This is a genomic window from Mesorhizobium sp. M7A.F.Ce.TU.012.03.2.1 (assembly GCF_004006095.1).
Taxonomy (GTDB): Bacteria; Pseudomonadota; Alphaproteobacteria; order Rhizobiales; family Rhizobiaceae; genus Mesorhizobium.
The window spans coordinates 3,973,254-3,990,801 of sequence record NZ_CP034779.1; the positions used below are offsets into that span (position 1 = coordinate 3,973,254).

General features: G+C 64.8%; 19 protein-coding genes. 12 read left to right on the forward strand and 7 right to left on the reverse strand.

Annotated features, from left to right (window positions below):
• The first annotated feature begins 30 nt into the window (after nt 1-30).
• The 11 genes from groL (at nt 31) to EJ079_RS19415 (ending at nt 11,150) form a co-directional block, all read left to right on the forward strand.
• A complete protein-coding gene (gene groL, locus EJ079_RS19365; protein WP_127809822.1) occupies nt 31-1,662 on the forward strand; it encodes a chaperonin GroEL in 1,632 nt (543 codons plus the stop codon).
• A gap of 69 nt (nt 1,663-1,731) precedes the next feature.
• On the forward strand, nt 1,732-1,959 hold the full coding sequence (locus EJ079_RS19370) for a hypothetical protein (RefSeq protein WP_013530720.1): 228 nt from the start codon (nt 1,732-1,734) through the stop codon (nt 1,957-1,959).
• Between the two features lie 92 nt (nt 1,960-2,051).
• Nucleotides 2,052-2,345: a DUF982 domain-containing protein gene (locus EJ079_RS19375; RefSeq protein WP_127809823.1), complete on the forward strand. Its 294-nt coding sequence runs from the start codon at nt 2,052-2,054 to the stop codon at nt 2,343-2,345.
• A gap of 337 nt (nt 2,346-2,682) precedes the next feature.
• Nucleotides 2,683-3,567, forward strand: coding sequence for an AraC family transcriptional regulator (locus EJ079_RS19380; protein ID WP_127320456.1), 885 nt, complete (start codon nt 2,683-2,685; stop codon nt 3,565-3,567).
• 252 nt (nt 3,568-3,819) lie between these two features.
• Nucleotides 3,820-4,899 (forward strand): sugar ABC transporter substrate-binding protein, encoded by a 1,080-nt coding sequence (locus EJ079_RS19385; protein WP_127809824.1) that lies wholly within the window; start codon nt 3,820-3,822, stop codon nt 4,897-4,899.
• 93 nt (nt 4,900-4,992) lie between these two features.
• Nucleotides 4,993-5,814: an ATP-binding cassette domain-containing protein gene (locus EJ079_RS19390; protein ID WP_127809825.1), complete on the forward strand. Its 822-nt coding sequence runs from the start codon at nt 4,993-4,995 to the stop codon at nt 5,812-5,814.
• Nucleotides 5,811-7,070, forward strand: a complete 1,260-nt coding sequence (locus tag EJ079_RS19395; RefSeq protein ID WP_127809826.1) for a sugar ABC transporter permease — start codon at nt 5,811-5,813, stop codon at nt 7,068-7,070. Before EJ079_RS19390 ends, EJ079_RS19395 begins: the two co-directional genes overlap by 4 nt.
• 22 nt (nt 7,071-7,092) lie before the next feature.
• Nucleotides 7,093-7,821 carry an SDR family oxidoreductase gene (locus EJ079_RS19400; RefSeq protein ID WP_127399316.1) on the forward strand — a complete coding sequence of 243 codons (729 nt, stop codon included), beginning with the start codon at nt 7,093-7,095 and terminating at the stop codon, nt 7,819-7,821.
• A gap of 88 nt (nt 7,822-7,909) precedes the next feature.
• Entirely contained in the window at nt 7,910-9,511 is a 1,602-nt protein-coding gene (locus tag EJ079_RS19405; RefSeq protein ID WP_127809827.1) for an FGGY-family carbohydrate kinase, read from the forward strand.
• Nucleotides 9,512-9,657: 146 nt separating this feature from the next.
• Nucleotides 9,658-10,680, forward strand: coding sequence for a cupin domain-containing protein (locus EJ079_RS19410; protein ID WP_127398507.1), 1,023 nt, complete (start codon nt 9,658-9,660; stop codon nt 10,678-10,680).
• A 128-nt stretch (nt 10,681-10,808) separates the two neighbouring features.
• Nucleotides 10,809-11,150 carry an excalibur calcium-binding domain-containing protein gene (locus EJ079_RS19415; RefSeq protein ID WP_127809828.1) on the forward strand — a complete coding sequence of 114 codons (342 nt, stop codon included), beginning with the start codon at nt 10,809-10,811 and terminating at the stop codon, nt 11,148-11,150.
• 13 nt (nt 11,151-11,163) lie between these two features.
• Here EJ079_RS19415 and dinB read toward each other — a convergent pair whose 3' ends face one another.
• Together dinB and EJ079_RS19430 are read right to left on the reverse strand one after the other, a co-directional pair.
• A complete protein-coding gene (dinB, locus tag EJ079_RS19420; RefSeq protein ID WP_127809829.1) occupies nt 11,164-12,411 on the reverse strand; it encodes a DNA polymerase IV in 1,248 nt (415 codons plus the stop codon).
• Between the two features lie 244 nt (nt 12,412-12,655).
• The gene (locus EJ079_RS19430; RefSeq protein WP_127396726.1) at nt 12,656-13,072 is read right to left on the reverse strand and encodes a helix-turn-helix domain-containing protein; all 417 of its coding nucleotides are present in this window, start codon (nt 13,070-13,072) and stop codon (nt 12,656-12,658) included.
• A gap of 103 nt (nt 13,073-13,175) precedes the next feature.
• On the opposite strand from EJ079_RS19430, the gene EJ079_RS19435 reads away from it, so the two are divergent.
• Entirely contained in the window at nt 13,176-13,775 is a 600-nt protein-coding gene (locus EJ079_RS19435) for a dihydrofolate reductase family protein (RefSeq protein ID WP_127396727.1), read from the forward strand.
• 24 nt (nt 13,776-13,799) lie between these two features.
• On the opposite strand, the gene EJ079_RS19440 is transcribed toward EJ079_RS19435, so the two are convergent.
• From EJ079_RS19440 to EJ079_RS19465, 5 genes are all read right to left on the reverse strand, one after another.
• Nucleotides 13,800-14,543, reverse strand: coding sequence for a 2OG-Fe(II) oxygenase (locus EJ079_RS19440; RefSeq protein WP_127809831.1), 744 nt, complete (start codon nt 14,541-14,543; stop codon nt 13,800-13,802).
• Nucleotides 14,540-15,094 carry a methylated-DNA--[protein]-cysteine S-methyltransferase gene (locus EJ079_RS19445; protein WP_127809832.1) on the reverse strand — a complete coding sequence of 185 codons (555 nt, stop codon included), beginning with the start codon at nt 15,092-15,094 and terminating at the stop codon, nt 14,540-14,542. The genes EJ079_RS19440 and EJ079_RS19445 overlap by 4 nt, the downstream gene beginning before the upstream one ends.
• Nucleotides 15,095-15,387: 293 nt before the next feature.
• Nucleotides 15,388-15,600 carry a hypothetical protein gene (locus tag EJ079_RS19455; RefSeq protein ID WP_245481702.1) on the reverse strand — a complete coding sequence of 71 codons (213 nt, stop codon included), beginning with the start codon at nt 15,598-15,600 and terminating at the stop codon, nt 15,388-15,390.
• A gap of 18 nt (nt 15,601-15,618) precedes the next feature.
• Nucleotides 15,619-16,734, reverse strand: coding sequence for a bifunctional DNA-binding transcriptional regulator/O6-methylguanine-DNA methyltransferase Ada (gene ada / locus EJ079_RS19460; protein WP_127811368.1), 1,116 nt, complete (start codon nt 16,732-16,734; stop codon nt 15,619-15,621).
• A gap of 66 nt (nt 16,735-16,800) precedes the next feature.
• Nucleotides 16,801-17,493 (reverse strand): helix-turn-helix domain-containing protein, encoded by a 693-nt coding sequence (locus EJ079_RS19465; protein ID WP_127396730.1) that lies wholly within the window; start codon nt 17,491-17,493, stop codon nt 16,801-16,803.
• Between the last annotated feature and the right edge of the window lie 55 nt (nt 17,494-17,548).

The window sequence follows — 17,548 nt, forward strand, 5'->3', positions numbered from 1 at the left end:
CGAATGCTGCCTAGATAAAGGAGTGATCCAATGGCTGCCAAAGAAGTGAAATTCCATACCGAAGCGCGCGAGAAGATGCTGCGCGGCGTCGATATCCTTGCCAATGCGGTGAAGGTGACGCTCGGTCCCAAGGGGCGCAATGTCGTCATCGACAAGTCGTTCGGCGCTCCGCGCATCACCAAGGACGGCGTCACCGTCGCCAAGGAAATCGAGCTTGAAGACAAGTTCGAGAATATGGGCGCCCAGATGGTGCGCGAAGTGGCTTCCAAGACCAACGACCTTGCCGGCGACGGCACGACGACCGCAACGGTGCTTGCACAGGCGATCGTCAGGGAAGGGGCCAAGGCGGTTGCCTCGGGCATGAACCCGATGGATTTGAAGCGCGGCATCGACAAGGCGGTCGATGCGGTGGTCGCCGAACTGAAGACCAATGCCCGCAAGGTCACCCGAAACGACGAGATCGCGCAGGTAGGCACCATCTCCGCCAATGGCGATGCCGAGATCGGCCGTTTCCTCGCCGAGGCAATGGAGAAGGTCGGCAATGAAGGTGTCATCACGGTGGAGGAGGCCAAGACCGCCGAGACCGAACTCGAAGTCGTGGAAGGCATGCAGTTCGACCGCGGCTATCTCTCGCCCTATTTCATCACCAACCAGGACAAGATGCGCGTCGAACTCGATGAGCCTTATGTGCTGATCCACGAGAAGAAGCTCTCCAACCTGCAAGCGATGCTGCCCGTGCTTGAAGCCGTGGTGCAGTCGGGCAAGCCGCTCTTGATCATCGCCGAGGATGTGGAAGGCGAGGCGCTGGCGACGCTGGTCGTCAACAAGCTGCGCGGCGGCCTCAAGGTCGCGGCCGTCAAGGCGCCGGGCTTCGGCGACCGCCGCAAGGCCATGCTGGAAGACATCGCCATTCTCACCGGCGGCACCGCGATCTCGGAAGATCTCGGCATCAAGCTGGAAAATGTGACGCTGCAGATGCTGGGCCGCGCCAAGAAAGTGGTGATCGAGAAGGAAAACACCACCATCGTCGACGGTGTCGGCCGCAAGGAAGAGATCCAGGGCCGTGTCGCGCAGATCAAGGCGCAGATCGAGGAGACCACCTCCGACTACGACCGCGAGAAGTTGCAGGAGCGGCTGGCCAAACTCGCCGGCGGCGTTGCGGTGATCCGGGTCGGCGGCTCGACCGAGGTCGAGGTCAAGGAGCGTAAGGACCGCGTCGACGATGCGCTGCATGCGACCCGCGCGGCCGTCGAGGAGGGCGTGCTGCCTGGCGGCGGTGTCGCGCTGCTGCGGGCAGCCAAGGCGCTCGATGCCGTGCAGACCGACAATGCGGACCAGAAGACTGGCGTCGATATCGTGCGCCGTGCCATCGAAACGCCGGTCCGGCAGATCGCCGAGAATGCCGGCGCCGAAGGCTCGATCATCGTCGGCAAGCTGCGCGAGAAAAGCGAATTCGGCTGGGGCTGGAACGCCCAGACCAACGAATTCGGCGATCTCTACGGCCAGGGCGTCATCGACCCGGCCAAGGTGGTGCGCACCGCTCTCCAGGACGCGGCATCGGTCGCCGGCCTGCTGGTGACCACGGAGGCGATGGTGGCCGAGAAGCCGAAGAAGGAAGCCGCCGCCCCGGCAATGCCCGCCGGCGCCAGTATGGACTTCTGAGGTCACGGCCAATCCGCCCGCTTCCCTGGCGGGGAGCGGGCGTCATCCGAAGAGAAAGTGGAGGTAAAGATGGATGCAATGGCTGGCCTCGGATCCGTACCGGCTCCTACGCACCAAGCGAAGGAATTCCTGGCCTATGAAACAGAATGCAGGAACGTGCTGAAGCCGCTGCTGGCAGGGCTGCTCGACATGGCTGAAGCTGCCGGCTGGAACCGGCGAACCGCGGCGTCGGCACTGATGTTCCTTGCCGCGCAGCAAGTGTCGGCAACATCCGAGGTATCCGCCGGCAGCGGTTGAACGGGAATCGGCCAGTCCATTCACCTATCCGCGGCGGGCCGCGCTCCCGGTGCTCGGCCCGCTACAGGCACAATCGAGAGGAGGCACAAGCCATGAATCGCGGGCAATTTGAGGAACCGGTCACCCTTCTGGTCGGAATGGGCTTTCCGAGGAAGATCGACAGCGTGATGGAAGCTTACGCACTGCTGCAGGACTGGCCGAGCGCCGGCCGCAACGGCGCCCATGCCGTCGCACTCAACGCTTGCAAGGCGGGCATCGTCGGCGAGATTGATTCGGAGACGGTGCGGGCCACGCTGGTCAGCTTCGCGCGCCGCCACGACATATTGGTGCCGGAGATGGTTTCGCCGCTCGCGACGGCGGCCGGTGGTGCGCTGCGCACGAGGTGAACTGACGATGACGGCGCTGCAACAGCGCCTGAACACGCTGTTCTTGCGATAGGCCAGGCGACCACGGAGACGCCGGAATTCCTTTCCGGGCGGGCGGCATCCTCGTTGGTCAATTGAGCGAACGCGTCAGCAAGACTGACCTGTTCTGCCCGAATAGCGCTTCTGAGCGCCGCCTCCCGGTTAAAAAAGTATCATCCGTTGTCTTGAATCGTGGTGGCGCCTGTTGTCATGAGCCGGTACCTTGGCTCTTGAAATGCAGAGCCGAAACCAATTCGGCCGGGTTAGGGAATTAGGCCGAACGCGGCAGATATCCGTGCCGGCCCGGGAGGAAACGGACATGGAACCGGACCTGGAAGTTGTCCAGATACGACGCGGTGAGTCCTTCAAGGCGTGGTCGCACGGCTACCCCTTCCACACGGTGCGCTGGCACTTCCATCCCGAATATGAACTGCATCAGGTGATCTTCACCAACGGCCGCTATTTCGTCGGCGACTTCATCGGCGAGTTCGAGCCGGGCAATCTGGTGCTGACCGGACCGAACCTGCCGCACAATTGGGTCAGCGATATCCCTAGGGACAGTTCGATCCCGCTGCGCGGCCGCATCATTCAGTTTTCCGAAAGTTTCATCGGCGATGCCATGCATGTGCTGCCGGAGTTGGCGGGACTTGCGGCTCTGCTCGAGGCGTCGCGGCGCGGCGTGCTGTTTTCCAGCCGCACCAGCAAGGCGCTGGCGCCGCTGATGGAAGAGATGATGCAGGCGCAAGGCGTGCGCCGCATCGAACTGTTCATGATGATCGCCGGCCTGCTCAGCCGCGCCCAGGAATTCCAGCTTTTGGCCAGCGCCAGCTACCGGCCCGATCCCTCCGGCTACATGACCGCCGGCATGAACAAGGCGCTCGCCTATATCAGGGAGAACCTGACGCAGTTGTTCGACGAGGCGGATCTCGCCGCCATCGCCGGCCAGTCGACCGGTGCGTTCTCGCGCTCGTTTCGCCGTCACACGGGCATGTCGCTGGTGCAGTATGTGAAGCGGCTGCGCATCAACCTCGCCTGCCAGATCCTGATGAGCGACGAGCAGGCCTCGATCACCGACATTTGCTACGAGGTCGGCTTCAACAATCTGTCCAATTTCAACCGGCAGTTCCTGGCGGAGAAGGGCATGCCGCCCTCGCGCTTCAGGCGCCTGCTGGCCGACAACATCAACGCGGGAAAAGCCGCTTAACGGAGGAGCCAGGGAGGAACCAAGGGAGGAATTTTTCTTTTGCATGACGACGTGAGCCGCGTGGAGCGGTTCGCGATGGAGCACACTTGTCTCAAATTTCCTCCGCTTAGCGGAGGATGTAGGCGCGGACTCGAAAGGCCGGCGCCGGACCCTAATTCCCAATTGCAGTTTGGGGCGAGGGCGGAGGCGTGTCTCCACACCAAAGCAGTCAACGACCTTCTTACAACCATATCCAGAAACGGAGAAGACCGAATGACCAAACTTTCATCTTCATTGAAGTCCGCTGGCAAGTCCGCCGGCATGGCAGCCCTTGCGCTGTCGCTGCTGGCTGGCACCGCCATGGCCGCCGAAGTCACCGACGCCACCGTGGCCTTCCTGATGCCCGACCAGGCCTCGACCCGCTACGAGCAGCATGATTATCCCGGCTTCGCCGCCGAGATGAAGAAGCTGTGCCCGGGCTGCAAGGTGCTCTACCAGAACGCCGATGCCGACGCCTCGCGCCAGCAGCAGCAGTTCAACTCGGTGATCTCGCAGGGCGCCAAGGCGATCGTGCTCGACCCGGTCGACTCGACCGCCGCCGCCTCGCTGGTCAAGCTGGCGCAGAGCCAGGGCATCAAGGTCATCGCCTATGACCGGCCGATCCCGACAGCGCCGGCCGATTTCTATGTGTCGTTCAACAATGAAGGCATCGGCAAGGCCATCGCCGACTCGCTGGTCGAGCACCTGAAGGCGCTGAAGGTCGATCCGGCCAGCGGCGGTGTGCTGCAGATCAACGGCTCGCCGACCGACGCGGCGGCCGGCCTGATCAAGAAGGGCATCCATGCCGGCCTCGACAACAGTGGCTACAAGATCCTGGCCGAATACGACACGCCGGAATGGGCGCCGCCGAAGGCGCAGCAATGGGCCGGCGGCCAGATCACCCGCTTCGGACCAAAAATCCTCGGCGTGGTTGCGGCCAATGACGGCACCGGCGGCGGCGCCATCGCGGCCTTCAAGGCGGCCGGCGTCGATCCGGTGCCGCCGGTGACCGGCAATGACGCGACGATCGCGGCACTGCAGCTGATCATCGCCGGCGACCAGTACAACACCATCTCCAAGCCGAGCGAGATCGTGGCGGCGGCCGCCGCCAACATCGCCATCAAGCTGCTTTCGGGCGAGACGCCGAAGGCCGAGATGACGCTGTACGACACGCCCTCGCAGCTGTTCACGCCGGCCGTGGTGACGCAGGAAAACCTGAAGGCCGAGATCATCGACAAGAAGATCAACACCGCGGCCGAACTCTGCGTCGATCGTTACGCGGAAGGCTGCAAGAAGCTGGGCATCGGGAACTGACCGCGACCCTTGCCCGCTCCGCTGCCTGGCCACCGTGCGGTGGCCAGGCAGCGCTCATCCGACATTTGAACCGGTTTTGAAAGGCTTCCTGGCATGATCGATACCCCGGACGAACCGGTTCCGGCAGGCGAGCTGGTGCTCAGCCTGCGCGGCGTTTCGAAGAATTTCGGCGCCGTTTCGGCGCTCACCGACATCGATCTCGATGTCCATGCTGGCGAGGTGGTGGCGCTGGTCGGCGACAATGGCGCCGGCAAGTCGACCCTGGTCAAGATCCTGGCCGGCGTGCATCAGCCGAGTTCGGGCACCATCAATTATCGCGGCCAACAGGTGACGCTTGCAGATCCGAGTGCGGCGCTGACGCTCGGCATAGCCACCGTGTTCCAGGATCTGGCGCTGTGCGAGAACCTCGACATCGTCGCCAACATCTTTCTCGGCCGTGAGCTCAACCCGCTGCGGCTGGACGAGGTGGCGATGGAAGTGCGCGCCTGGACGCTGCTCAACGAGCTATCGGCGCGTATCCCAAGCGTGCGCGAAGTGGTCGCTTCGTTGTCGGGCGGCCAACGCCAGACGGTGGCGATCGCCCGCTCGCTGCTGCTCGAACCCAAGCTCATCCTGCTCGACGAGCCGACGGCGGCGCTCGGCGTGGCGCAGACGGCGGAAGTGCTCAACCTGATCGAGCGCGTGCGCGACCGCGGCCTCGGCGTCGTCATCATCAGCCACAATATGGAAGACGTGCGCGCCGTCGCCGACCGCATCGTCGTGCTGCGGCTTGGCCGCAACAACGGCATCTTCACCCCCGATGCCTCGAACCAGGAACTGGTCAGCGCCATCACCGGCGCGTCGAACAATTCGGTATCGCGGCGCGCCGAGCGGAGACAGGCCAGGCAAGACCGAACCCAGGAGCCACGCCCATGAGCCGCGAAGCCGAACAGGCCGCCCCCGTGCCGCCGCAGCTCGACCGCGCCGATGTGCGCGTCAAGCACGAGGCGGGGATCGGCGGCGCCATCCGCAGGTTCTTCGACCGGGTCCGCTCAGGCGATCTCGGCTCGCTGCCGGTCATCGTCGGGCTGGTCATCATCTGGACGGTGTTTGCCAGCATCAACCCGATCTTCTTGTCATCAAGCAATCTGGTCAATCTGCTGTTCGATTGCTCCACCGTGGGAGTCATCGCGCTCGGCATCGTCTGCGTTTTGATGGTCGGCGAAATCGACCTGTCTGTCGGTTCGATCAGCGGCTTTGCCTCGGCTATGGTCGGTACGCTGTGGGTCAACCAGGGCTGGCCGGTGGCGCTCGCCATTCTGGCCGCTGTCGCCGTCGGCGGCTTTATCGGCGCACTCTACGCGCTGCTGTTCAACCGGCTGGGCATGCCGAGCTTCGTCTCGACGCTGGCCGGTCTGCTGGCGGTGCTTGGCCTGCAGCTCTACATTCTCGGCTCGACCGGCTCGATCAATCTGCCCTACGGCTCGAACCTGGTGAATTTCGGCCAGCTGCTGATGATGCCGAAGTTCGTCTCGTTCGCTCTGGCGGCCGTGCCCGGTATCGTCATGCTGGTCACCGGCCTGCGCACTGTCGCGCGCCGCCGCGCCGCCAACCTGTCGGCGCCGTCGACCGGCGGGCTCGTCACGCGCGCGGTCGTGATCACGGTCATCCTCGAACTCATCGTCTTCTATCTCAACCAGGCGCGCGGCATTCCGTGGATGTTCGGCCTGTTCGTCGGCCTGGTCATATCAATGCATTACGCGCTGACGCGGACCAAATGGGGCCGCTCGATGTCGGCGGTCGGCGGCAACCGCGAGGCGGCAAGGCGCGCCGGCATCAATGTGCGGCTGATCTATTCGAGCGCCTTCGTGCTGTGCTCGATGCTGGCCGCTTTCGGCGGCGTGCTGTCGGCGGCCCGCCTGGCCTCGGCCAGCCAGCAGGCCGGCACCGGCGACGTCAACCTCAACGCCATCGCGGCGGCCGTCATAGGCGGTACCAGCCTGTTCGGCGGTCGCGGCAGTGCGTATTCGGCGCTGCTCGGCATCATCGTCATCCAGTCGATCGCCAGCGGCCTGACGCTGCTCGATCTGTCCTCGTCGCTTCGGTACATGATCACCGGCGCCGTGCTTGCCATCGCGGTCATCGTCGACTCGCTGGCACGCCGCTCGCGTGTCTCCCATGGCCGGGCCTGAACCCATCAACAGGAAGCAAGACATGAGCGAAAAACTGTCCGGAAAAGTTGCCGCCGTCACCGGCGCGGCATCAGGCATCGGCCTCGAATGCGCCAGGCACATGCTGGCGTCCGGCGCCACCGTGGTGCTGGTCGACCGCGCCGAGGCGACGCTGAACAAGCTCTGCGCCGAACTCGGCCCCAAGGCGATCCCGCTGGTCATCGACCTGATGCAGCCGGCCAGCGTCGCCACCATGATGCCGCAGATTCTGGAGAAGGCCGGCCAGCTCGACATCTTCCATGCCAATGCCGGCGCCTATGTCGGCGGCGAGGTGGCGACCGGCGATCCCGACGCCTGGGACCGGATGCTCAACCTCAACATCAATGCCTGCTTCCGCTCGATCCAGGCGGTGCTGCCGCACATGATCGAGCGCAAGACGGGCGACGTCATCGTCACCAGTTCGATCGCCGGACTGGTTCCGGTGGTCTGGGAGCCGATCTACACGGCCTCCAAGCACGCCGTGCAGGCCTTCGTCCACACGGTGCGCCGGCAGGTCGCCAAGCACGGCCTGCGCGTCGGTGCGGTGGCGCCCGGCCCGGTGGTGACGGCGCTGGTCGACGACTGGCCGAAGGCCAAGCTCGAGGAAGAACTCGCCGCCGGTGGCCTGATGCAGCCGCGCGAAGTGGCCGAAGCGGTGATGTTCATGCTGACCCGCCCGCGCAACGTGACGATCCGCGATCTGGTGATTTTGCCGCAGAGCAATGATCTCTAAGCGAATAGGGAATAGGGAGTAGCGAATAGGGAAGAATCCAACGACCTACCTACTCGCTACTCGCTACTCGCCAAACCGAAGGTTTCACATGCCCCATTATCTCGGCATCGACGTCGGCACCGGCAGCGCGCGGGCCGGGGTGTTCGACCACACTGGAAACATGCTCGCCTCTGCCAAGCGCGATATCGAGGTCTGGCGCGAGGCCGGCGACATTGTCGAGCAGTCGAGCAACGACATCTGGCGGGCGGTGTGCGCGGCCACGCGGGAAGCGGTCGCTCAATCGGGCGTGGCGCCCGAGGCGATCGCCGGCATCGGGTTCGACGCCACTTGTTCGCTGGTGGTGCTGGGCGAGGGCGGCGTGCCGCTGCCGGTGAGCAGATCCGGCAATTCGGAACGCAACATCATCGTCTGGATGGATCACCGCGCGGTCGAGCAGACGCGCCGCATCAACCGCAGCGGCGAGGCGGTGCTGAACTATGTCGGCGGCGTCATATCGCCGGAGATGGAAACGCCGAAACTCCTTTGGCTGGCCGAAAACCTGCCCGACACGTTCAACGCCGCCTGGCAGTTCATGGACCTCCCCGATTTCCTCACCTGGCGGGCGACCGGCAGCCTTGCCCGCTCGGTCTGCACGGTGACTTGCAAATGGACCTATCTGGCGCATGAAAGCCGCTGGGACGAGGCCTATTTCCGCACCATCGGACTAGGGAGCCTGGCCGACGAGGCATTCGCGCGCATCGGCACGCAGATCGTGCCGGCGGGTGCCGCACTTGGCAGCGGGCTGACCGCGCAGGCGGCTGCGGACCTTGGCCTCGTCCCCGGCATCGCGGTAGCGGCCGGCCTGATCGATGCGCATGCCGGTGGCGTCGGTACGGTCGGTGCGCGCGGCGAGTTCGGCAGCGTTCTGTCGCGCATGGCCTATGTTTTCGGCACCTCGGCCTGCACCATGTCGTCGACCGCGGTGCCGGCCTTCGTCGACGGCGTCTGGGGTCCGTATTTCTCGGCCATGGTGCCGGGCCTGTGGCTGAACGAGGGCGGCCAGTCGGCAGCCGGTGCTGCTATCGACCATCTGGTGCGCATGCATCCCGCGGCTGGCGAAGCGACCGCCAAGGCGCAAGCCGAGGGGCTCAGCCTCAGCGCCTGGCTGTCATTGCAGGCGCAAGGCCGCAACGGGGCCGCAGCGACGCCGGCGCTGGTCGGCGGTATCCATGTGGTGCCGGAGTTTCTCGGCAACCGCGCACCTTTCGCCGACCCGGACGCGCGAGCGCTGATCGCCGGGCTCGATCTCGACACCAGCCTCGACAGCCTGGTCGGGCTCTATGTCGCCGGGGTCTGCGGGCTGGGCTATGGCGCGCGCCAGATCGTGCGGGCCGAGCATGACAAGGGCATTCCCGTCGACACCATCGTCGTCAGCGGCGGCGCCGGCCAAAGCCCGCTGGTGCGCCAGCTGCTTGCAGATACCACAGGCATGGTGGTGGTGGCCTCGACCTCGCCGGAACCGGTGCTGCTCGGCTCGGCGATGCTGGGCGCGGTCGCCGCCGGTGCCTACAAGGATCTGACGGGGGCGATGGCCGGCATGTCGGAACTCGGCGAGGTCTATCATCCCGATGCCACGCTGGCCGGCTGGCACGCCAAGCGCTTCGCGGCATTCGAGCTGCTGCAGCAGGCCAGCAAGGCGATCAGGGGTTGAAGCGAGCGATTCCTGTCTGGCTTTGTCAGGAGCGTCGCGAACACCGCTTGGCGGTTTAGCCGGAAGCTGGCAGCTTTGTCCTGTCGTGGATCCTCTAGCAGCATGGCAGTGCGACGAGGGCAGGGGGACAGGACCAGGGAGGCCCTATGGCAGACGATAAAGCGCCCGTGCCATTCGCATCGGACAGCGTGCCATGGACGGAATGGTCCGATGTGCCGCGCTTCGGTGTGCGCTACCGGCATCTGTCGCAGGCCGCCCTCGGCGAAAACCACCATGTCGGCGTGGCGATCGAGGAACTGCCGCCGGGCAAGCAGACGTCGCCGGCGCATTACCATATTTTCGAGGAAGAGCATGTCTTCATCCTCGAAGGGATGCTGACCGCTTATGTCGGCGACGCTGCCTACGCCATGAAGGCCGGCGACTACATCTGCTTTCCGGCTGGTGCTGCGGCGGGGCATTGCCTCATCAACACCGGCGACGCGCCGTGCCGCTATGTCATCGTCGGCGAGCGCAACCCGAATGACGTGGTCGTCTATACCGCCTCCAACAAGGTCCTGGTGCGGGCGCTGGGCAGGCGCGCGATCTTCGACCTCTCGGCAACCCGAACTTACTGGGACGGCGAGAACACCGGCCTTGCCGCCGGCGATCCGCTGCCGTCGGATGTGATGCCCGGTATCACCAAACCCCCAGCCGTGCCGATCCCGCCTGTCGCCAGCGATGCCGTCGAATGGAAGGTCGAGGGCGAAGGCCCGCGGTTCGGCGGCCGGTCCAGGCATCTGACCTATGCGGCTTTGGGACGACCAGACTATCATGTCGGCATGCTGATCGAGGCGCCGGCCCCCGGCATGCGCCTGGCGCCCAGGCACTACCACATGCTCGAAGAGGAGCACGCGCTGATCCTGGAAGGGCAGGTGACGCTGCTGCTTGGCGAGGAGCGTCACGAGATGAAGGCCGGCGATTATGTCTGCTTTCCCGCCGGCCTGGCGGTCGGGCATTCCTTCCTCAACAGCGGTACGGAACCGTGCCGCTATCTGATGATCGGCGAGAAAAATCCCAACGAGGTCTGCGTCTATCCCGATTCCAACAAGATGGCGGTCGACGCCTTGCGCCGGCGCGACGGCATTTTCGACATGGGAGCGGTGAGGCGGTACTGGGACGGCGAGGCATAGAACTGGCGTTTCGCTATCCAATAGCCGCGCTCTAAACGCAGGAAACCGTTCGGAGATGACCGTTATTGCTACTGTACCTGGGTGACGCTAGTCTGGTTCGGGCACTCCAACCGGGGAGTTGGCGGGGAATGCTCCTGCCATTCTTGCGACGGCCTTCACCCTATCACCGTCGCCGCCTTGGCAGGCTGAGATGGGTGGCCTTGTTTGCGCCGTTCATTCTGTTGTCGGGCTATATCATCTATGGCTTCATCGGCATTCGGTTTGATACATCTCTCTCGGTGCTGAGGCACCTTGCGGCATTCCCGAACTGCACTGCCGCCCGTGCCGTTGGCCTCGCCTCTGCGCATAGGGGCGAACCTGGCTATTGGCCGACTCACGATGCCGACCATGACGGCATAGCCTGCGAGCCCTGGCACGGGACAAGCTCTAGTGGCATCCGGGTCCATCGCTACTCGCGTACCGGCCCATAGCCTTGCCCTGGCCTCAAAGCTCCTTCTCCGCCAGCTCCCTGAATTCGTCGGGCACGGAGCGCGCGGCCTCCAGTGCCACCGTGCCGTAGCCCACCGCCTGTTTGCCAAAGCGTTCGCGGATCTTGTCGATGGCGCGGTCGGCGTCGAAGCGTGCCAGGCCTTTTCGGGTGCCCGGCCGGCGTTTCTCGTCGGCGAGGCCGAGCGGCAGTTCGAGCTGCAGCTCGAAGCTTTCCTCAAGATACGACACCGAGATCGCCAGCAGCGAGATCGTTCTTTCGTGGGGGTTGTCGGCGAGGACGCCGCGCACCAGATCGCCGGCGATCTCGGCCAGCATCGCGGTCGCCGAGATCGGCTGGTCAAGCGTGATCGAGCGCGTGACGGCGCTGAGATCGGCAAAGCGCACGCGTACCGTCACCGTGCGGCCGGGCCGCGCCTTGGCGCGCAGCCGGCTGGCGACACGGTCGGCCAGATGCAGCAGAGTGGGCACGATGATCCGCGCTACGGCGGGTTTTTGGCCCAGCGCCGATTGGGCGCCGGCCGAATGCGCGCGGCTATGCGTTTCGAGCTTTCGCGGGTCGCGGTTCCATGACAAGGCGGCGAGCTTTTCGCCGGCGGCGGGACCGAGCAGCCGTGTCAGCGCGCCGCTGTGCGTCCTGGCCAGCTGGCCGATGGTCTCGACGCCGATTTCCGCCAGCCTCGCCCTGGTCGCCGGGCCGACGCCCCACATCAGCCCGACCGGCAGGTCGTGCAGGAAAGCGAGCTCGCTGCCGGGGTCGACCACCACCAGCCCATCCGGTTTGGCCACCTGCGAGGCGATCTTGGCCAGATGCTTGGTGCGTGCTACGCCGATCGAGATCGGCAGGCCGAGTTCGGCCCGCACGCGGCGGCGGATGGTCGTTGCGATCTCCTGCGGCGAGCCGAACAGATGCGTGCAGCCGGCGACGTCGGCAAACGCCTCGTCGATGGAGATGCGCTCGACCACCGGGGTAAAATCGTCGAGCACCTTGATCGCCGCGTCGCCCAGCCGCTGGTAGTGGCTGAAATTGCCGCCGACGAAGATCAGCTGCGGGCACAGCTCACGCGCCTTGCGCCCCGGCATGCCGCCGCGCACGCCGAAGGCGCGGGCCTCATAGGAAGCGGCGAGCACGACACCGCCGCCCACCGCGATCGGCTTGCCGCGCAGCGACGGATCGAGCAACTGCTCGACCGAGGCGTAGAAAGCGTCGAGATCGGCATGCAGGATGGTGGCTGTCGTTTCCATCGACCGCACATCCGCAGTTGCTGATAGATTGGAACAAATAAAGAACAAAGGTGGATCGTTGTCAAGCAAGCTGTGGAAAGCTCCCCCTTCTCCGCTTGTGGGAGAAGGTGTCGCCGAAGGCGACGGATGAGGGGTGTTCCAGGGAACGCCAGCGTCTCACTCCGCTGGAACACCCCTCATCCGTCTCGGCGCTGCGCGCCGATCCACCTTCTCCCACAGGGGGAGAAGGGAAACAGCGCAACGCCTAGACAATATGCTCCGATCGCAGCGCCGCTTTCATCTTTTCCAGCGCCGCTTCGCCGCCTGCCGCCAATTCGCCGGCAATCCTGGCCAGCTTATCGTCGGCCTTGCGGTGCTTGCTGCCCCAGGCGCCGAGCGTCGCCAGCACCGGCAAGAGGTCGATGCCTGCTTCGGTCAGCCGGTAGACCGTTTTCAAGCCATGCGTCGGGTCGTCGCTTCTGGTGAGGATGCCTTCCTCCTGAAGCGTTTGCAGCCGCTCGGCCAGCGTGCGCGAGGAGATGCCTTCGTCGGATTGCAGGAATTCGCGAAAGTGCCTTTTGCCGGCGAAGGCCATGTCGCGGATGATGAGCAGCGTCCAGCGGTCGCCGATCAGTTCGAGCGACAGGTTGATCGGACAGCCGGATTTTTCGCGCGTCGACATCTACGGTTCCATTTTTAAATCACTTTACTATTGACATCGTTTTGGCCTTGCGTCAACGGTTGCAAATGTAAACTGTTTTGCGTTGGCCGTGGGGAGAATGACGGTGAAAAAGCTGGTCCTGCAGATGCAGATGTCGGTCGACGGCTTTGTCGGCGCCAATGAGGACCATCCCTGGCAGCTCTGGGAATGGGGCGACGACAGCGCCTGGGACGACGCGCTGAAGCAGGACTTCAACGCTGTCTTCGCAGGCGTCGATACCATCCTGCTCAGCCGCAAAATGGCACAGGAGGGCTACCTCACCCATTGGGACACTGCGGCGAAGAAGTTTCCGCACGATCCGTTCTACGCCTTTGCGCAGCGCATCGTCGACGCCCGCAAGGTGGTGCTCAGCGACAAGCTCGAGCAATCGGCCTGGGAGCCGGCTTGGGAGCGCACCAGTGTGGCCAGCGGCGACCTGCCGCGCGAGGTCAACGCGCTGAAGACGGGCGAGGGTGGCGACATTGCCGTGTTCGGCGGCGCCGGTTTCGCGTCAGCGCTGATCGCGGCCGGGCTGGTCGACGAGTTCCAGCTGTTCGTCAACCCGGCGGTGCTGGGGGCGGGCCGCCGGATTTTTGACCAGGGCGGTTTTAGGAACCTGCGGCTGCTCGGCTCGAAGGCCTATGCCTGCGGCATGGTGGTCAGCCGTTATGCACCGGCGGGGTGAAGGGAACCTCCATCTTCTCCCTGCTCACTTGGCATCGTGGAAAATAATCCCTACCGTGTGGCGCATGCCTGAGCGCAGCCGACTGACGCCATGGCGCAGGTTGACCCGGTAATTGCCTTTGGTGCCCTGCACCGGCCGGTTGTGGACGGCGAACACAACGGCGTCGCCCTGGCGCAGCGGCACCACTTCGACCCGGCTCTGCATGCGCGGCCGCTGCTCGGTCAGCGCGAACTCACCGCCGGTAAAATCCTGGCCCGGTTCGGAGAGCAGGATCGCCACCTGCAGCGGAAAGGCGAGGTCGCCATAGAGATCCTGGTGCAGGCCGTTGAAGTCGCCAGGCACATATTGCAGCAGCAGCGGCGTCGGCCGTGTCTGGCCGGCGGCATGGCACTGCTCGAGAAACGCGGCATGCGTCGCGGGATAACGCATGGCCTGCCCCATGCGCTCGTTCCACCGATTGGCGACCTCGGCCAGCCTGGGATAGAGCGCGCTGCGCAGGCCACCCAGGAGGTCGGGCAAGGGATAGCGGAAATAGCGGTACTCGCCCTTGCCGAAGCCGTGCCTGGCCATATGAATGTGGCTGCGGAAATGCTTCTCCTCGGGATAGAGGCCGGCGATCTGCCGGCATTCTTCGGGCGAGAGCAATTTCTCGATCACCGCGCAGCCGAAGCCGTCGAGTTCGGCAGCAAGGGCCGGCCAGTCGTAACCGGCGATGCGTGTCTGAGCAGCTTCGACCACCGATGCGGCAATTTTGGCATGGGCATTCATATCGTAGCCTCCTTGTCGAGCAGGGCGCGCTTGCGCCCGACGCCCCAGCGGTAGCCGGCCAGCGTGCCGTCGGCGCGGACAACACGGTGGCAGGGTATGCCCAGCGCAATCGCGTTGGCCGCACAGGCGGTCGCCACGGTGCGGGCGCCGTTCGGCTGGCCGAGACGCCGGGCGAGCGCGGTGTAGGTGATGGTGGCGCCGCACGGGATGCTGCGCAGCACGTCCCAAACACGCTGCTGGAATGGCGTGCCGTGGCGCAGGTCGAGCGGCAGGTCGAGGCCGACGCCAGGCATTTCGATGAAGCGCGCGATTGCGGCGAGATCGTCGCGCAGTGCGGCCTCGTCCTCGACCAGTACCTTGCCGGGGAAGCGGTTGGCGAGATCCTGCTCCAGTGTGTCAGCATCCGAGCCGATCAGGATGGCGCAGACGCCGATATCGCTGCGCGCCGCCAGGATTTTGCCGATGGGGGATTCGCCGATGGCATAGGCGATGGTGCCGAGGGCGGCGACGTTGCAGGCGGCCACCGGCATACCGGTTTGTATAAGGTTCATTGCCTTCACTCCTTTGTTTGCGGCTGAACCCTAGCCACGTGCCGGCCGTGTCTCACTCCGGTGCTTGCTTTCAAATTCAAATCTGCCTGAAGGCGCAAAGATAGGTGCTCTACGGCGCCCCCCTCTGTCCTGCCGGACATCTCCCCCACGGGTGGGGAGATTGGCTGTCATCACGGCCTTCTCCAATCTCCAACGTTGCAGGACGAGAGCCGGCGCCGGAACTGCCAATCTCCCTCCTTGTCGGGGAGATGTCCGGCAGGACAGAGGGGGGCGCCGTAGAGCGCTGATGGTGCTCATTCGACACGCGTGACCGACACCTCGCCGAGCACGAACACTTCACCGCTCAGCAGGCGCAGCTCGATGTCGCCGGTTGCGGTGTGGTTCCACTCAGCCTTACCCTCATCGACCAGCCCGCCGATGGCGGCCATGACCTGGGACTTCGCGCGGTTGCCGGCGGCGGTGGTGCGAGCTGTCCGATTGGTGACGCTGTCATGAGATCTTGCCATCGCGCGCATGCTTGGCCGTCATCTCCGCGCGGATCGGTAGGCGCTGTCAGATTCGCCGGCCTCACGCTCCAGCAGCGCGCGCTTGCGCTCCGCGCCCCAGGCATAGCCGGACAGGTCGCCGTCTTTCCGGATCACGCGATGGCAGGGAATGGCGACGGCAAGGTTGTTGGCGGCGCAGGCGGCGGCGATGGCACGGGTTGCCTTCGGCGCGCCGATGCGCTGCGCGATGTCGGCATAGGAAACCGTGCGGCCGACGGGGATGTCTTGTAAAGCCTGCCAGACACGCTGCTGGAAGGCGGTGCCGCGCACGTCGAGCGGCAAATCGAGACCGAGCGCCGGAACTTCGACGAAACCGACGACGCGAGCGACCAGCGCCTCGTAGTCGTGATCGCCGCCGATTAGCCGTGCCCTGGGGAAACGGTCCTGCAGGTCGCGCACCAGTGCGTCAGGATCGTCGCCGAGCAGGATCGAGGCGACGCCCTTTTGACTGGACGCGACCAGGATGGTGCCGAGCGAGGTCTCGCCGACGGCGAAGCGGATCTCTTCATCGGCGCCGCCGGCGCGATAGCGCGTCGGCGTCATGCCGAGCATGCCAGTGGATTTCTCGTAAAAACGTCCGCTTGAGTTGAAACCGGCATCGTAAATCGCCGTCGTCACGCTGGCGCCGTCTTCCAGGCCCTGGCGGACCCTGGCGGCGCGGTGCGCGGCGGCATAGTCCTTCAGTGTCAGCCCGGTGGCCGCCTTGAAGATACGATGGAAGTAACCGGTGCTGCGGCCGGCAGCATCAGCCAGTTCAGCCAGCGATGGTTCTTCCTCGCTCTGCTCGATCCTGCGGCAGGCAGCGGCGACCATCGCCGCGTTGCCGGCCTCGAGCGACGGGCCATCCGGGCGGCAGCGCCGGCACGGCCGAAAGCCGGTGGCCTTGGCCTGATCGAGCGTGTCGTGCAACTGCACATTTTTCGGATTGGCGCGCCGAGACGGGCAGGAAGGCCGGCAATAGACGCCGGTCGTCGCCACCGAATACCAGAATGCGCCGTCGGCCGACTTGTCGCGCGCGACGATTCGTGCCCAGCGCGGATCGTCGGCGATTTGCAGCGGCTCGGATTTCAGATTTTTCGCCAAGGTGATGAACATGGCCGGCATTGAAGCCGTCAAAAGCCGGTCTCGCCACCCGTTTCCTGCCAAGCGCCCTCGGCCCTGCTAAGCCGCGCGCTTGGGTTCCACCGCGAACGGGCTGAGGCCGAGCCAGGTCTGCATCTTCCTGCCGATGGCCTGGTCACCAGTCAGGGCAACCCTGGCGCCGGCCTTCTCGACGGTCAGCACTCCCATCCAGATCGCCGTAATCGTGTGCAGGTCGGTCGAGACGTAGAGGTCGACATCGAAGCCCGGATCGTACCAGCACAGATCGACCTCACCGTGCTTCTCGACGATCAGCCACCACGACCGTTTGGACGCCGGGAGATCCGGATACAGGAATTGTATCACCGTGCGCCCTTCAGGCAGCGGCGAGGGGTTTAGATTGCGCCGCATGTCCCACATCAGCAACGACGGATCGAGGTTCTTCAGCGACAGCCGGGACTCGACCCATTTCTGCCCCCAGAAGCCCATTGCCTCGACGACCGGGCGCAAATCCCGGCCGGCTTCCGTCAGCCGATATTCGAAGATTCCTTTTTCGCCCGGCACTTCCTTGCGCTCGACGATCCCGGCGATCTCAAGTTCCTTCAGCCGTTGCGACAGAAGGGTCGGCGACATTTTGGGAACGCCGCGGCGCAGGTCGTTGAAGCGGGTCGAGCCGGCCACCAGTTCACGCATCAGCACCATCGTCCAGCGGGTGCACAGCACCTCGGCGGCCATCGATAGCGGGCAGAATTGTTTGTATCCGTGCTGGCTCATGATTGGTGCCTCTCCCTCAAACCTGACCGAATATTAGGCCTTCCTGGATGAAGCG

Coding starts and splice junctions, on each gene's coding strand:
- groL (WP_127809822.1), top strand. CDS start 31: ATGGCTGCCAAAGAAGTGAAATTCCATACCGAAGCGCGCGAGAAGATG.
- EJ079_RS19370 (WP_013530720.1), top strand. CDS start 1,732: ATGGATGCAATGGCTGGCCTCGGATCCGTACCGGCTCCTACGCACCAA.
- EJ079_RS19375 (WP_127809823.1), top strand. CDS start 2,052: ATGAATCGCGGGCAATTTGAGGAACCGGTCACCCTTCTGGTCGGAATG.
- EJ079_RS19380 (WP_127320456.1), top strand. CDS start 2,683: ATGGAACCGGACCTGGAAGTTGTCCAGATACGACGCGGTGAGTCCTTC.
- EJ079_RS19385 (WP_127809824.1), top strand. CDS start 3,820: ATGACCAAACTTTCATCTTCATTGAAGTCCGCTGGCAAGTCCGCCGGC.
- EJ079_RS19390 (WP_127809825.1), top strand. CDS start 4,993: ATGATCGATACCCCGGACGAACCGGTTCCGGCAGGCGAGCTGGTGCTC.
- EJ079_RS19395 (WP_127809826.1), top strand. CDS start 5,811: ATGAGCCGCGAAGCCGAACAGGCCGCCCCCGTGCCGCCGCAGCTCGAC.
- EJ079_RS19400 (WP_127399316.1), top strand. CDS start 7,093: ATGAGCGAAAAACTGTCCGGAAAAGTTGCCGCCGTCACCGGCGCGGCA.
- EJ079_RS19405 (WP_127809827.1), top strand. CDS start 7,910: ATGCCCCATTATCTCGGCATCGACGTCGGCACCGGCAGCGCGCGGGCC.
- EJ079_RS19410 (WP_127398507.1), top strand. CDS start 9,658: ATGGCAGACGATAAAGCGCCCGTGCCATTCGCATCGGACAGCGTGCCA.
- EJ079_RS19415 (WP_127809828.1), top strand. CDS start 10,809: ATGCTCCTGCCATTCTTGCGACGGCCTTCACCCTATCACCGTCGCCGC.
- dinB (WP_127809829.1), bottom strand. CDS start 12,411: ATGGAAACGACAGCCACCATCCTGCATGCCGATCTCGACGCTTTCTAC.
- EJ079_RS19430 (WP_127396726.1), bottom strand. CDS start 13,072: ATGTCGACGCGCGAAAAATCCGGCTGTCCGATCAACCTGTCGCTCGAA.
- EJ079_RS19440 (WP_127809831.1), bottom strand. CDS start 14,543: ATGAATGCCCATGCCAAAATTGCCGCATCGGTGGTCGAAGCTGCTCAG.
- EJ079_RS19445 (WP_127809832.1), bottom strand. CDS start 15,094: ATGAACCTTATACAAACCGGTATGCCGGTGGCCGCCTGCAACGTCGCC.
- EJ079_RS19455 (WP_245481702.1), bottom strand. CDS start 15,600: ATGGCAAGATCTCATGACAGCGTCACCAATCGGACAGCTCGCACCACC.
- ada (WP_127811368.1), bottom strand. CDS start 16,734: ATGTTCATCACCTTGGCGAAAAATCTGAAATCCGAGCCGCTGCAAATC.
- EJ079_RS19465 (WP_127396730.1), bottom strand. CDS start 17,493: ATGAGCCAGCACGGATACAAACAATTCTGCCCGCTATCGATGGCCGCC.